The sequence below is a fragment of the Roseobacter sp. CCS2 genome (assembly GCF_000169435.1).
Lineage (GTDB): Bacteria > Pseudomonadota > Alphaproteobacteria > Rhodobacterales > Rhodobacteraceae > Yoonia.
In genome coordinates this window covers 549,613-561,728 of record NZ_AAYB01000001.1, presented here as the reverse complement: position 1 = coordinate 561,728, position 12,116 = coordinate 549,613, and the positions used below count along the sequence as shown (strand labels likewise).

Annotated in this window: 12 protein-coding genes and 1 tRNA gene; 2 read left to right on the top strand and 11 right to left on the bottom strand. The window is 55.3% G+C overall.

The features are described 5' to 3' along the window. Positions 1-34 precede the first annotated feature (34 nt). From RCCS2_RS02845 to RCCS2_RS02820, 6 genes are all read right to left on the bottom strand, one after another. On the bottom strand, positions 35-259 hold the full coding sequence (locus RCCS2_RS02845) for a hypothetical protein (protein ID WP_008231166.1): 225 nt from the start codon (positions 257-259) through the stop codon (positions 35-37). A gap of 284 nt (positions 260-543) precedes the next feature. After that, a tRNA-Gln gene (locus tag RCCS2_RS02840) sits at positions 544-618 on the bottom strand. 63 nt (positions 619-681) lie between these two features. Further along, a complete protein-coding gene (locus tag RCCS2_RS02835) occupies positions 682-1,968 on the bottom strand; it encodes a mechanosensitive ion channel domain-containing protein (protein WP_008231165.1) in 1,287 nt (428 codons plus the stop codon). Between the two features lie 52 nt (positions 1,969-2,020). After that, entirely contained in the window at positions 2,021-2,854 is an 834-nt protein-coding gene (gene kdsA, locus RCCS2_RS02830) for a 3-deoxy-8-phosphooctulonate synthase (RefSeq protein ID WP_008231164.1), read from the bottom strand. After that, complete coding sequence (locus tag RCCS2_RS02825) at positions 2,854-4,407, bottom strand: capsule polysaccharide transporter (RefSeq protein ID WP_008231163.1); 1,554 nt, start codon at positions 4,405-4,407, stop codon at positions 2,854-2,856. The genes kdsA and RCCS2_RS02825 overlap by 1 nt, the downstream gene beginning before the upstream one ends. Continuing rightward, entirely contained in the window at positions 4,391-5,044 is a 654-nt protein-coding gene (locus RCCS2_RS02820; protein WP_037293441.1) for an ABC transporter ATP-binding protein, read from the bottom strand. Before RCCS2_RS02820 ends, RCCS2_RS02825 begins: the two co-directional genes overlap by 17 nt. A 242-nt stretch (positions 5,045-5,286) precedes the next feature. Between RCCS2_RS02820 and RCCS2_RS02815 the strand changes: the two genes are divergently transcribed. Next, on the top strand, positions 5,287-5,868 hold the full coding sequence (locus RCCS2_RS02815; RefSeq protein WP_008231161.1) for a uracil-DNA glycosylase family protein: 582 nt from the start codon (positions 5,287-5,289) through the stop codon (positions 5,866-5,868). After that, entirely contained in the window at positions 5,865-6,641 is a 777-nt protein-coding gene (locus tag RCCS2_RS02810) for an SseB family protein (protein WP_008231160.1), read from the top strand. Before RCCS2_RS02815 ends, RCCS2_RS02810 begins: the two co-directional genes overlap by 4 nt. On the opposite strand, the gene RCCS2_RS02805 is transcribed toward RCCS2_RS02810, so the two are convergent. From RCCS2_RS02805 to mreC, 5 genes are read right to left on the bottom strand one after another with little or no spacing between them, the layout of a single operon-like run. After that, on the bottom strand, positions 6,638-7,570 hold the full coding sequence (locus tag RCCS2_RS02805; protein WP_008231159.1) for a 2-hydroxyacid dehydrogenase: 933 nt from the start codon (positions 7,568-7,570) through the stop codon (positions 6,638-6,640). The two genes, RCCS2_RS02810 and RCCS2_RS02805, sit on opposite strands and share 4 nt — an antisense overlap. Further along, positions 7,570-8,709 carry a rod shape-determining protein RodA gene (rodA, locus tag RCCS2_RS02800; RefSeq protein ID WP_008231158.1) on the bottom strand — a complete coding sequence of 380 codons (1,140 nt, stop codon included), beginning with the start codon at positions 8,707-8,709 and terminating at the stop codon, positions 7,570-7,572. The genes RCCS2_RS02805 and rodA overlap by 1 nt, the downstream gene beginning before the upstream one ends. Next, the gene (gene mrdA / locus RCCS2_RS02795) at positions 8,706-10,646 is read right to left on the bottom strand and encodes a penicillin-binding protein 2 (protein WP_008231156.1); all 1,941 of its coding nucleotides are present in this window, start codon (positions 10,644-10,646) and stop codon (positions 8,706-8,708) included. Before mrdA ends, rodA begins: the two co-directional genes overlap by 4 nt. Further along, positions 10,643-11,182, bottom strand: a complete 540-nt coding sequence (locus tag RCCS2_RS02790; RefSeq protein WP_008231155.1) for a hypothetical protein — start codon at positions 11,180-11,182, stop codon at positions 10,643-10,645. The genes mrdA and RCCS2_RS02790 overlap by 4 nt, the downstream gene beginning before the upstream one ends. Then, the gene (gene mreC, locus RCCS2_RS02785) at positions 11,175-12,098 is read right to left on the bottom strand and encodes a rod shape-determining protein MreC (protein WP_008231153.1); all 924 of its coding nucleotides are present in this window, start codon (positions 12,096-12,098) and stop codon (positions 11,175-11,177) included. Before mreC ends, RCCS2_RS02790 begins: the two co-directional genes overlap by 8 nt. Positions 12,099-12,116: the final 18 nt, after the last annotated feature.

The following is a 12,116-nucleotide window of genomic DNA, read 5'->3' as shown; positions in this document are numbered from 1 at the left end:
AATCCCTGATCAACAAACCCTAGCCCGGTCGCAACTAGCCGGATGGAACCACCTTGAGATTTGCGAGGTCGAGACCTTCAATCTCGTTCTCGGTCAACTCGCGAACACAGCGAATTTCTTCATCAAGCCTGCCACCAATGAAAGCCGATAGCCTTTGTGCAGCGTCCTGCTGGGTCTCACCGAACACATGATAAATCGCCCGATCTAGCTCACCACCACCCAACCGCTGCGTCACTACTTTAAATGTATATCCACTCATACCTCTACTATGAGGTTTGCACCAATGCGCCACAATGCTTCCTTCCATTCCCAAGAATAGATCGCACCATCAAACCATGGGATCAGATGCCTAGGTGCCGAATTCATATCGAGCGGGCCCTGTCTATCGGGGGCGGTTCTTGGAAATGCGAAATCACACCACCTGAGTGAAGATACGACCCTCAAATACGACAAATTCAGTAGAAGTTGCTGTCTTACCCGACATAAGTCGCGTTTCTCGCCGGACAAGTTGCGATTCACGCCGGACGGCACAATCCGAAAAGCTGGCTGGGATGGTAGGATTCGAACCTACGGTACACTGTACCAAAAACAGTTGCCTTACCACTTGGCTACATCCCAGCAGCGAAGCGCTAGATACTGCGAAGGCGAGATTGGTTCAAGCCCCGTTTTGCAAAGAAATGTCTATTCTTTCAGGCTGTCTTCGCGCAGCAGGTCTTCTGCGATTTCCTCTTGCCGTTCCGCATCTACAATCCGGTCAAGGGCGGCGTCTTCGCTGGCATCCACGGTTTCAACTTGTGTGGTCTCAAGTGGTTCGGTTGTGACGGGTTTTATATCTCGCGAAAGATGAATGGCCTGCGTCGCATCTGGGATCACAACCCCAGCAGCTTGGATCGCCAGTTTGACCTGACGCAGCGCTTCGCCTTTGCCCAAAACAATTGAGGTTTCGTTTTGATCGACCCATCCGGTGATCACCAGTTCGACCCCGGCAGGGTGAAGCGCCTCGATCCAAGTTTGCGCGGCGGGTTCACTTAATACGAAAGGCAGGTCCTGCACCGTTTTGGCCACCATCGCGCGGGTTTCTTGCAGGTCCGCGTCCCGTTCAACCATGATCGAAAACATGAACCGGCGTTCTGTGTTTTGCGTGTAGTTAATAATCCGGCTTTTGAAGACGGTCGCATTGGGGATACGAATGTGGTTGCCATCAAAGGACAGCAGGATCGTGGCGCGGCTGGTCAGGCGAATGACTTTGCCGATATCGCCGTTAATTTCGACCGTGTCATTGGGCCGAAAGGGTTGGCGGAATGAGAGCATGACCGAGGCGATAAAGTTCTCAACCGTGTCTTTGACTGCGAAACCCAAGGCCAGACCGATAATACCTGCAGCCCCAAGGATCGTGCTGAGAAGGGCTGTCGCATTGAGAATATCCAAGGCGATGACAATGCCGAAAATCACAAAGGCGATACGCAAGAGTTGCCGGTAAATTTCAGCAATAAACGTGTTGGGGGCCAGCCGTTCCCAAGGTTGGCGCATCCGCGCAAGCGCGAAGCCAAGCAAGACGACAAGCGCAAAGGCCGCACCCGCAATCAAAGCAAGCGGGAGAAAGATAACCAGCTGATCAATGCGTGCCCGGAACCGTTCGATTGCGGGATTAAGCCGTTCGCCGATATCTGTGGTTTCGGTCACTTGATTGCGGACCGCGACAACACCTTCAACACGGGATGCCAAGGGTTCAAGTTCGACAGCCTCGATCGCGGATGCTGTTGTTCCGCGCAGGGTCACAACCCCTTCATTCACGGTTACACTGACATCGTTGTAGTTTCCCAGCTCGCCAAGGATTTCGCGGATACGCATCGCAATCGCCGCGTCCTGCTGCGCCGAATTTTCGGTGGTGATGGTGCCATTCGCCTCTTGCGCCGTGACAGGCATGGCAAGCGATAGAAACAGGACAAGGATCATCAAAAAGCGCATGGAAATTAATCTACCAGGAAAAATTACAGCATAGCTGGGAATTCGCGGGGGGTCACACACGCAATGGATCGGCTTTGGCCAGCCCATCAAACGCCATCAGGCTTTTGATGACACCATGCATTTGATCAAGCGGGATCATATTGGGCCCATCTGACGGCGCATGATCGGGGTCTTCATGCGTTTCGATAAAGACAGCAGCAATGCCCAAGGATACAGCCGCCCGCGCCATCACCGGGGCGAATTCACGTTGCCCGCCGGATGATCCACCCATACCGCCGGGCTGTTGCACCGAATGGGTCGCGTCCATCACCACGGGATAACCGGTGCGCGCCATTGTGGGCAACGACCGCATATCAGCCACGAGGGTGTTGTAACCAAAGGATGCGCCACGCTCGGTCAGCAGGATGCGCTTATTTCCTGTGCTTTCGATTTTGGACACCACATTGGGCATGTCCCATGGCGCAAGGAACTGGCCCTTTTTGACGTTGATCACAGCACCGGTTTCGCCGGCCGCAAGCAACAGATCGGTTTGGCGGCACAGGAAGGCCGGGATCTGCAAGATGTCGCAAACCTCTGCCACTGTCGCGCATTGATCGGGGGCGTGAATGTCGGTCAATACAGGGCAGCCGATGCTGTCTTTAACCGATTGCATGACCTTCAGGCCTTCATCCATCCCAAGCCCGCGTTTACCGCCCAATGATGTGCGGTTGGCCTTGTCATAGGACCCTTTGAAGACGAACTGTGCACCGTGTTCCGCACAAATCTCTGCCATCTTGCCAGCGATCATCTGGGCGTGGTCGGCCCCTTCCAACTGGCAAGGCCCTGCAATGACCAAAAGGGGCAGGTCATTGCTGACCGCTAAATCACCGATATTGACTGTATGCATCAAGAGCTGACCTGTTCGCGAAGGATTGAGGCAGTTATTGAAACCATCAGATAGATGCCTGCAAAGATCAAAAATGCCAAAATCGTGTTTTCAAAGGCACGTGGATAAGTCGCCTGATCGGGAATAATCGGGCGCACGCTTTGCGACAGGTAACGGACCTGACGGTTGGCTTCAATGCGGGCGGTTTCCATTTGTGTCAGCGCCTGTTGGACCATCGCGGTCTGGAAGGTGTAGTTTTCTTCAGCAGTCCGGAGTTCTGTGTTGCGCGCAGCTAAAGATACTTCTTCACCCGCACCACCCACAAGCTGATCGCGCAGTTCGGCGATCAATGCCTCTATATTGGCGATCTGATCACGTAGTGACTGCACCTGCACTTCGCTTGGGCGGTCAACATTCAGCCGCGATTGCAAGACCAGCTCCAGCCTTTGTTTTTCGCTTTCAAGCGTGTTGATCTGCCCCATGCGTGCCGCACTTTCGCTTTGCGGATCGATCTGGCGAACGTCCTCTTGAATAGCAAGCCATGTGGCCAGCGCCTCTGCACGGCGTTCCTCGGCCTCTTCATAGCTTTGCAAGGCACCGCGCATCTGATCTTCGCGCAAACGCCCTGTCAGTTGGTCAACCTGTTCTTCCGCATAGCCGATCAACGCTTCGGAAAATTCGTAGCTTTTGACCGGATCGGCGGCGATCACCTCCATCCGGATCAATCCTTCGGTGGGGTCATAGCTGATCTTTACGTGATCGGTGTACAGCCCAAAAGCTTGTTCATTGGTCGCATTTTCCTCAAGCCGCTGAATGCTGTCGATGTTTTGATCGGCAAAATGCGTTTTAAAGCCGTGGTCATCGTTCAATCGCAGCATCGCTTCCCGTGATGCCAGATAGGATTGAACAGCAATACTGTCCTGTTGCGTGGCCATTGACGTGCCTTGGAACAGCGTCGCCAAACCTTGTGGCCCGCCGCCTTGCGGTTGGGCCTGTTGGATCACGATTTCAGAGTTGGTTGCATACATCGGGGTGGCGATATTGTAGAAATACCAGCCGATCAGAAACGTGGGCAGAAACACAAAGAAAGACAGGCGCGTAAAAAGTAAGGCCAGCTTGCGTTTGCGCCGCGCTGCGATATCGCGCTGAATTTGCAGGATTTCGGCCGCGTTGCGGTTCAATGCTTCGTTGTTGTTGGTCGATGGCAGTGAGATACCGTCGTCCCGCTGTGTATCGGGCAATTGGATGCGGCCCCGTCGGCCCGGTACTTTGGCACCCTCTGGTTTCACAAGCTCAAGTACAGAGCTGCGTTGGAACGGGTCAATACCTGCGGCCCGCAATTGGCGCACGGCATCATAATCCGAAGATGCTTCAAACCCGTTTTTCATGGCGACGCGTCTGGCCATACGCAATTGACGGCCGGTCAGACCTTCTTTGCTGATTGCGGCGATCTGTTCTGCATGCGAAGGCTCTTTCGCTGCTTCCACAGCATCCGAAGCGGCCTCTGGCTGCTGTTGTTCGTCGGGCGTTTTCCGGCGGATGCGGAACTTTTTAACCTTAGGATTGGTAGTCATACAGCACGCGCGCCTCTTCCAAGGTGTCAAACATATGCAGTTGCCCGTTTTTGAGCACTGCCGCCGTCTTGGCAAGACGCTCAAGTACAGCAGGTTGGTGGGATACAATAATTACGGTTGCCTTTTCCAGCCGTTCACGCAGAATTTCCCCCGCCTTGCGGTTGAATTCGGCATCTGTGGCACCGGGCATGCCTTCGTCAATCAGGTACATATCAAAATCAAGCGCAAGCAATAGCGCAAAGGAAAATCGTGCGCGCATGCCCGACGAATATGTGCCAAGTGGCATGTCAAAGTATTCTTCCAGACCACACAGCCAACGGCAGAACGCCTCAACATAGTCTGGATCAAGCCCGTAAAGGCGCGCGATAAAGCGGCTGTTTTCCATCGCAGATAGCGTATTGTCCGTGCCGCCCATAAACCCAAGAGGAAAAGAAATCCGACAGCCCCGCCGTATTGTGCCCTCATCAGGCTTTTCCAGACCTGACATCATATTGATCAGCGTTGTCTTGCCTGTCCCGTTGGGTGCCAGAATGCCCAGCGAATTTCCCAGCTCGACGCGGAAAGACGCGCGATCAAGGATCACCTTGCGCTGCGTACCTGTCCAAAACGATTTGCTGACTTCGGCAAATTCTAACATCTCAATCCCGCTCATGTCCGCATGATGCGGCGCGCTTTCTTATATGGGCCAAAGGTTAACATGCCTCATGCGGTTTCCATACTGCGACTTTAAGGCATGATTATAGCGACGTTTTCGTGATTTATGTTCGGCAAGGCCCTATCACGGCCCTATTTCGTTTCCGCAATGGTCTGGTTCAACCGGGCTGCTGATCTATTTGTTATGTGGCCGTTCTTATCAAGATATCCCAACGTTGTTTACTGATGACCCTACAAGAAGAGATTTCAGCCTGTACGCTTTGTCGTGACCGCTTTGCAGCGACCGCGACACGCCATCAGCCGCGCCCGATTGTCTGGTTTGAAACGCCACCGCGTATTTTGATTGCAAGTCAGGCACCCGGTATGCGGGTTCATGCGGCAGGCACACCGTTCTGGGACCGGTCCGGGGATCGTTTGCGCGATTGGCTTGGCGTGAATCCTGACACGTTTTATGACCGCAGCAAGATTGCGATTGTTCCGATGGCGTTCTGCTTTCCAGGATATGACGCAAAAGGCTCTGATCTGCCGCCACCCCCGATTTGCAGGGCTACATGGCATGATCGGGTCATGGCGGCGTTGGGTCAGGTGCAGCTGAAGCTGCTTGTGGGCGGCTATGCCCATCGTTGGCATTTGAACAGCAGGTCAGGGGTGACGGAAACGGTACGCGGTTGGCGCGACCTTGGACCGCGCGTCTTTCCCTTGCCTCATCCGTCGTGGCGCAATACCGCATGGCTTAAGAAGAACCCGTGGTTCGAGGCTGATCTGCTTCCCGAACTGCGCGCTGCCGTGAAAGATGTTTTGAAATGACCGACCTTGATCAGGCCCATGCCACCATGGAAGCCGCACCCGATGATGATGCAGCACGCCTGCGGTTTTATGAACGATTGGTCGATACCGAACTGTTCATACTGCTGGGGGCCGAAGCGCAAGGCGATCAGATCACGCCAGAATTGTTTGAGATTGAAGACCAGAAATTCACGCTTGTGTTTGACCGCGAAGAACGGTTGTCACAATTCGTTGGCCGTGTCGCGCCCTATGCAGGTGTGTCAGGGCGTGCGCTTGCTGAAATGCTCGCGGGGCAGGGTGTTGGTTTGGCGCTTAATCTTGATGTGGCACCATCGGCGATGTTGATCCCGGCAGAGGCTGTGGAGTGGCTGGTCGCGACCCTGTCACATGGTCCCGATGAAACAGAGGCGCGATTGACCGAAGTCTTGGCGCCGGGTGGCCTGCCCGAAGCTGTTGTTTCGGGGTTAGATCGCAAACTTGCCATTGCCGCCGGGTTGGCACGGTTCGCCTATCTTGCGGCGGCTACCTATGAAGATGGCGCGCGCGGGCATGTTTTGGCGTTTGTCGATGCGGTTGAAGGTGCCGAAAAGGCGCTGGCGTCTGCGGCCAGCGAAGCATTGACGTTCTCTGGCATTGAGGCAGGCGTTATGGATGTCTTGTTTGTCAGGGCGACCGATCCGTTGGCTGCACATCTTGCCAAAGTGGGCTTGCGCTTTGATTTGCCTGAACCGGAAACCCCGCACGTACCCGGTGCACCGGGCATGAACCCGGACAAACCGCCTAAGCTGCGTTAATACCCGCGCCCACGGTCCACAAGATAGCGAAACGGTTTACCCGCTTCGCCGCGGCTGATGTTTTCGACAATCACCTCAGCTGCCGTTTCAGGCCGGGTCGAGGATGCGATATGCGGGGTGACGGTCACCTGCGGATGGGCCCAATAGGGGTCTTGCGGCGGCAAAGGCTCAATCCGAAACACATCTAATGTCGCATGGGCAATGTGCCCGCTGTCAAGCGCTGCCAACAAAGCTGCATCATCAATGAGCGGACCACGACCGGGGTTAATCACGGAACTGCCCTTGGCCATCAGGGCAAGGGTATCACCAGTCAGGATGTTGGTTGTCTGTGGTGTTTGCGGCAGTAACAGAATGACAATCTGTGCACCGGTCAAGGCTGTGCGCAGCCCATCGTCGCCATGTAGGCAACGGATATTGGGGATATCCTTTGCGCGGCGGCTCCATCCGGTCACTGGAAAGCCAAGCGCGTGCAGCGCCTGACCGCAAGCGGCACCAAGCGCGCCAATGCCCAAAATGGTCACAGGCCGGTGGGCGGCGATTGGTGGATAGATAAAGTTATCCCATGTGCCGTCTTGCTTGGTGATATGCGCGTCCATGCCAAGATGATGGCGCAGGGTATGCCCGACGACCCATTCAACCATACCGTTGGTTAAGCTGTCGTCGACCAGCCGACAAAGCGGCTGTGTCAGGGTGGCATTGTCGACGACGGTTTCAACACCTGCCCAAAGGCTCATGATGGCTTTGGTCTTGGTATATGGGCTGAAATCGGTCACCGGGCCGTTGGGGGCAAAGATGATATAATCGACATCCGCTGGCGTGTGGCTTTGCGCCAGATCCACCTCAAGACCGGCCTTTGCAAATGCATTGGTCAGTGGCGCGCGATATTCATCCCAGCGTTCGGGTTGCGCAGAAAACAAAACGTTCAGCATTAACGGGGCCTATGGATATGGGCGCTTTGAACCAGACCGAAGGCCACCAGCAGGACCAGCATCGCTGACCCGCCGTAACTGACCAATGGCAGGGGCACACCGACAACGGGGGCCAGCCCGGTGACCATCGCCATATTTACAGCGAAGAACAAAAAGAATGTCATGGCGATGCCAAGGGTCAGCAAGGACGCAAAGCGGTCGCGATTGCCCAAGGCAGAGATGATGCAAAACAGAACAATCAGCAGGTAGAGCACCAGCAATGTGAAGGCCCCCACAAAGCCGAACTCTTCGGCCAGTGTGGTAAAGATAAAGTCGGTGTGCTTTTCAGGCAGGAAGTTCAGGCGCGATTGCGTCCCTTGCATAAAACCCCGGCCAGTCCAGCCACCGGACCCCAGCGCAATCTTGGCTTGGGTGATGTGATAACCAGCCCCCAGCGGGTCATTTGCGGGGTCCAGAAACGTATCAATCCGGCGGTACTGATAGTCTTGCAGCAACTGCCACGGCGTGCCGCGCGACTGGAAAACAGCCACAATGGCGGCAACGCCACCACCAACAACTGTGGCGAAATAGGCCCAATGCACCCCTGCCAGAAACATGACCGCAGCACCGCCGATTAACAGCAAAAGTGCGGTTCCCAAGTCAGGTTGATTAAGGACCAGCATCGTCGGTGCAAGAATGAATAAAACCGGCAAAACAACCCATAAAGGGTGCGATGTTTTCTTATTTGGCAGCCAATCGTAATAAGCCGCCAAAAACATCACCAAAGTGATTTTGGTCAACTCAGACGGTTGCAAACGCATAAAACCAATATCGATCCAGCGTTGCGCACCCATACGCACCTCGCCGAAAAACTCGACCCCCAGAAGCAGTAGTATTGAACCACCATAGGCCACAAAGGCCATGTTGCGCCAAAACCAGATGGGAACCATCGCAACAATGATCATTAGGACCATACCCAGTGCAAAGCGTTCCATCTGCGGTTCGACCCATGGGGTCATGGAACCACCGGCCACGGAATAGAGCATCAGAAAACCGGCACATGCGACCGCGATCAGCAATAGGATGATCGGCCAGTTCAGGTGCAGCACCTTGCGCAGGCCGGTTGGCACATATTTGGTGTTATACTCTAGATAACTCATACCCGGCTGCGCCCTTTCGCACCTGGCGGTACGCGTTCTTCGATCCGGCGTTGCTGCGCGGCGATCTTGTCGCGGACGCCTGCGGGATATGCCTCTAGCGGGGGTGGCCCGCCGTATTGTGCTTGCAGTATGATGTCACGGGCGATGGGTGCTGCAGCGCGTGATCCGCCGCCGCCATGTTCGACAACGACAGACACGGCATAGCGCGGATTGTCATAAGGGGCATAACCCACAAAAAGCGCATGATCGCGGCGTTCCCACGGCAGGTCTTCGTTCTTGGTCACCCCCGCGGCGCGCTCTTCCGGTGTGATACGGCGGACTTGGCTGGTGCCCGTTTTACCGGCCATCTTATGCGCATCATCGGTAATCCGCGATCCGTAAGCGGTGCCGCGGCGATGATTGCACACATCTTCCATCGACGCGCGAATGCGGCGCAGCGTATTTTCATTGATGCCAAGGCTTTCACCCAGACCGGAAGGTTGCTCTACCCCATCAATCAAGCGGATCAAGCGTGGCGTCACGGTCCGGCCAGTGGCAATGCGCGCTGTCATCACCGCCAGTTGTAACGGTGAAGTCAGCACATAGCCTTGCCCGATTGACGCATTCACGGTGTCACCGATCCGCCAGTCTTCGCCACGCACACGCGCCTTCCATTCTTTGTCAGGAGCCAAGCCTTCTGCAACCGCAGACAGTGGCAGATCATGGCGGACGCCCAAACCCAGTTTGCGCGCCATTTCGGCCATCTTGTCGATCCCGACGCGCTGGGCGATCTCGTAATAGTAACAATCGCAGCTTTGCTTCAGGCTTTCGTGCAAGTCGATGTTGCCATGTCCGCCGCGTTTCCAGCAATGAAAGCGTATGTTGAAGACATCGGTAAAGCCTGGGCAATAGACCGTTTCATCCGGGGTAACGAGGCCGGCTTCCATGGCTGCCATGACGGTGACCATTTTGAATGTGGAACCTGGCGGATACGTACCTTGCACCGCTTTGGCCGCCAATGGGCGATACTTGTCTTCGTTCAGCGCGGCCCAATCAGGAACAGAAATACCGCGCACAAATAGGTTGGGGTCAAATGCAGGGGCAGAGGCGATGGCACGCAGATCACCATTTTCCAGATCAATGACCACCGCACCAGCGGATTCACCGTCCAGCCGGGCCTGCACATAACTTTGCAGTCGGCTGTCAAGCGTGAGTTGTATATCTTTGCCGGGATCACCTTCTTGGCGGTCCAGCTCGCGCATAATGCGACCTGCGGCGTTCACCTCAATCCGGCGTGTGCCTGCACTGCCGCGCAGCGTACGTTCCAGCTTGTTCTCGGCACCTGTCTTGCCGATCTGAAATTTGGGGATTTGCAGCAGCGGATCAGCATCATCAATGCGGCTGAGGTCAAAATCACTGACTGGGCCGACATAGCCAACAACATGTGCCAGATCAGCACCCCAGGGGTAGACGCGGCTCAACCCCACCTCGGCCTGAATACCGGGCAGAGCAGGGGTGTTCAGGTTGATCTGGGCCACGTCCTCCCACGACAAACGGTCCGCGATGGTGACGGGCACGAAAGGCGAGCGACGTTGCATTTCCTCCATCGCGCGCGAGAGATCGCTGGGGTCAATGTTAACAATCTCGGTCAATTTGGCGAGGACTTCGCCCACGTCGCCGGCATCTTCGCGCACCATAACAACGCGATAGTTCTGTTCATTGGCCGCAATCGCAATACCGTTGCGGTCAAAGATAAGTCCGCGTGAAGGGGGCAGAAGACGAATGTTGATCCGGTTTTCTTCGGCCAGCAGGCGAAACTCATCCGCCTGTTCAACCTGCATGGATTGCAGTCGCCATCCCAACGCGGCAATGACGCCAAGTTGCACGCCACCCATGACCAAAGCACGCCGACTGATTGTGCGCGCACTTGCGATGATATCCTTTGGGGGGCGTTTCATAAGATTTGTCCCTTACTGCCGATCTCGCCGCGTGATATGCGCGATATGCCAAAGATGAAATGGGCGACAAGAAGCACGATAGGGTAAACAAGGATCGTCGCAATCATTTCGATCAAAGTCAGGCCCAAGGGGGCCTGCGGAGACACCACGATAGCCAGCACGATGCGGTTAACGATTGTGATGGCGATGATCCCGACCGCCACTGTGCCCCATTCGACAAGTAAAGGCATATTGCGGAATTCGCGGTGCTGACGGCGCAGAACTTCGCTTAAGATTACAACGAGGGCGGCCCATAGTCCCGGTGGGCGCATAAATAGGAAATCAGTCATCAGGAACAACAACGCGATAACCAAGACGGGAACATAAGTCGGCTTTCGCACAACCCAAGCCAAGGTTGTCGCCAAAAGCAGATCAGGCGAAACCCATAGCGATGGACGCATATCCAGTGGGACAAGGTCGACCACGATCAACACGAACGCCAAAGCGAGAAAGACACCACCCTGCACCCAGATTTTGCGATCCATCTGCTCAGCCATCGGTCAGCTCCGATGTGTTGACGGACGCGGGGTTAATCCCTGCGGGTCCAAAAAATTCGGCTTCGGGTGTCAGCAGGTTATTGGGGTCGGCGATATCTTCATGGGGTTGCGACCGAAGAACGCGCAAGAACTCAAGCCTTTGGTAATCTGCTGCCAAGCGCACCCGTAACCGGTCGTCCGTGCCCAGCGCAACTTGCCCAACCAGCAGATCCGCAGGGAAAACGCCACCATCACCAGAGGACACAACCCGGTCGCCCGGGCGCACAAGTGCTGTGTCTTCCAGAAATTCCAACGGCGGATTGAGTGAGTTATCACCCGCTAAAATAGCCTTTTGCCCAGAAGGCTGAATCGTCACGGGAATACGGCTTGATGTGTCTGTCAACAGCATCACGCGGCTGGTATTTTGGCCAACCCCAGCGACACGGCCAACCAGGCCAATCGCATCCATAGTGGGCCATCCATCAATGATCCCATCGCGTGCACCGACATTGACCAAAACCGACTGACGAAATGGGGAACCGCTGTCTGTAATGACGACGCCGGTTACAACAGTCAGCTGCGGATCAAGGCTTACATTGTTCAGGTCCAGCAGTTTGGCATTCTCTTGCTCCAATTGCAGGGCCGCTTCTTTCCATGCCTTCATTTGCTGCAACTCGCGGCGCAAATCCTGGTTCTGTTCGCGCAGTTGCTGATAGCTTTGGAAATCACTTATCAGGTTTGTCGCCCCTGTAATCGGTGCCATTGCCCAATCAAAGGATGGGACGATCGCATCGATCGCTGCTGCCCGCAGCCGCTCTACGCGTGGACTGTCGATCCGCCACACCAAAAACAGACCCACCAAAGCCAACACCAAAACCCCGACCAGCAGTCTGCGGATCGGGCCGACGAAATCTTCGCTGTTCTTATCGCGTGCCAAGGGCGGCTGTTCCCTCGC

Bases quoted from the DNA above. Each gene is read 5' to 3' on its own strand.
- rodA (WP_008231158.1), bottom strand. From the start codon at position 8,709: ATGAGTTATCTAGAGTATAACACCAAATATGTGCCAACCGGCCTGCGC.
- RCCS2_RS02790 (WP_008231155.1), bottom strand. From the start codon at position 11,182: ATGGCTGAGCAGATGGATCGCAAAATCTGGGTGCAGGGTGGTGTCTTT.
- RCCS2_RS02825 (WP_008231163.1), bottom strand. From the start codon at position 4,407: ATGACTACCAATCCTAAGGTTAAAAAGTTCCGCATCCGCCGGAAAACG.
- kdsA (WP_008231164.1), bottom strand. From the start codon at position 2,854: ATGCATACAGTCAATATCGGTGATTTAGCGGTCAGCAATGACCTGCCC.
- RCCS2_RS02815 (WP_008231161.1), top strand. From the start codon at position 5,287: ATGACCCTACAAGAAGAGATTTCAGCCTGTACGCTTTGTCGTGACCGC.
- RCCS2_RS02810 (WP_008231160.1), top strand. From the start codon at position 5,865: ATGACCGACCTTGATCAGGCCCATGCCACCATGGAAGCCGCACCCGAT.
- mrdA (WP_008231156.1), bottom strand. From the start codon at position 10,646: ATGAAACGCCCCCCAAAGGATATCATCGCAAGTGCGCGCACAATCAGT.
- RCCS2_RS02835 (WP_008231165.1), bottom strand. From the start codon at position 1,968: ATGCGCTTTTTGATGATCCTTGTCCTGTTTCTATCGCTTGCCATGCCT.
- RCCS2_RS02805 (WP_008231159.1), bottom strand. From the start codon at position 7,570: ATGCTGAACGTTTTGTTTTCTGCGCAACCCGAACGCTGGGATGAATAT.
- RCCS2_RS02820 (WP_037293441.1), bottom strand. From the start codon at position 5,044: ATGTTAGAATTTGCCGAAGTCAGCAAATCGTTTTGGACAGGTACGCAG.
- RCCS2_RS02845 (WP_008231166.1), bottom strand. From the start codon at position 259: ATGAGTGGATATACATTTAAAGTAGTGACGCAGCGGTTGGGTGGTGGT.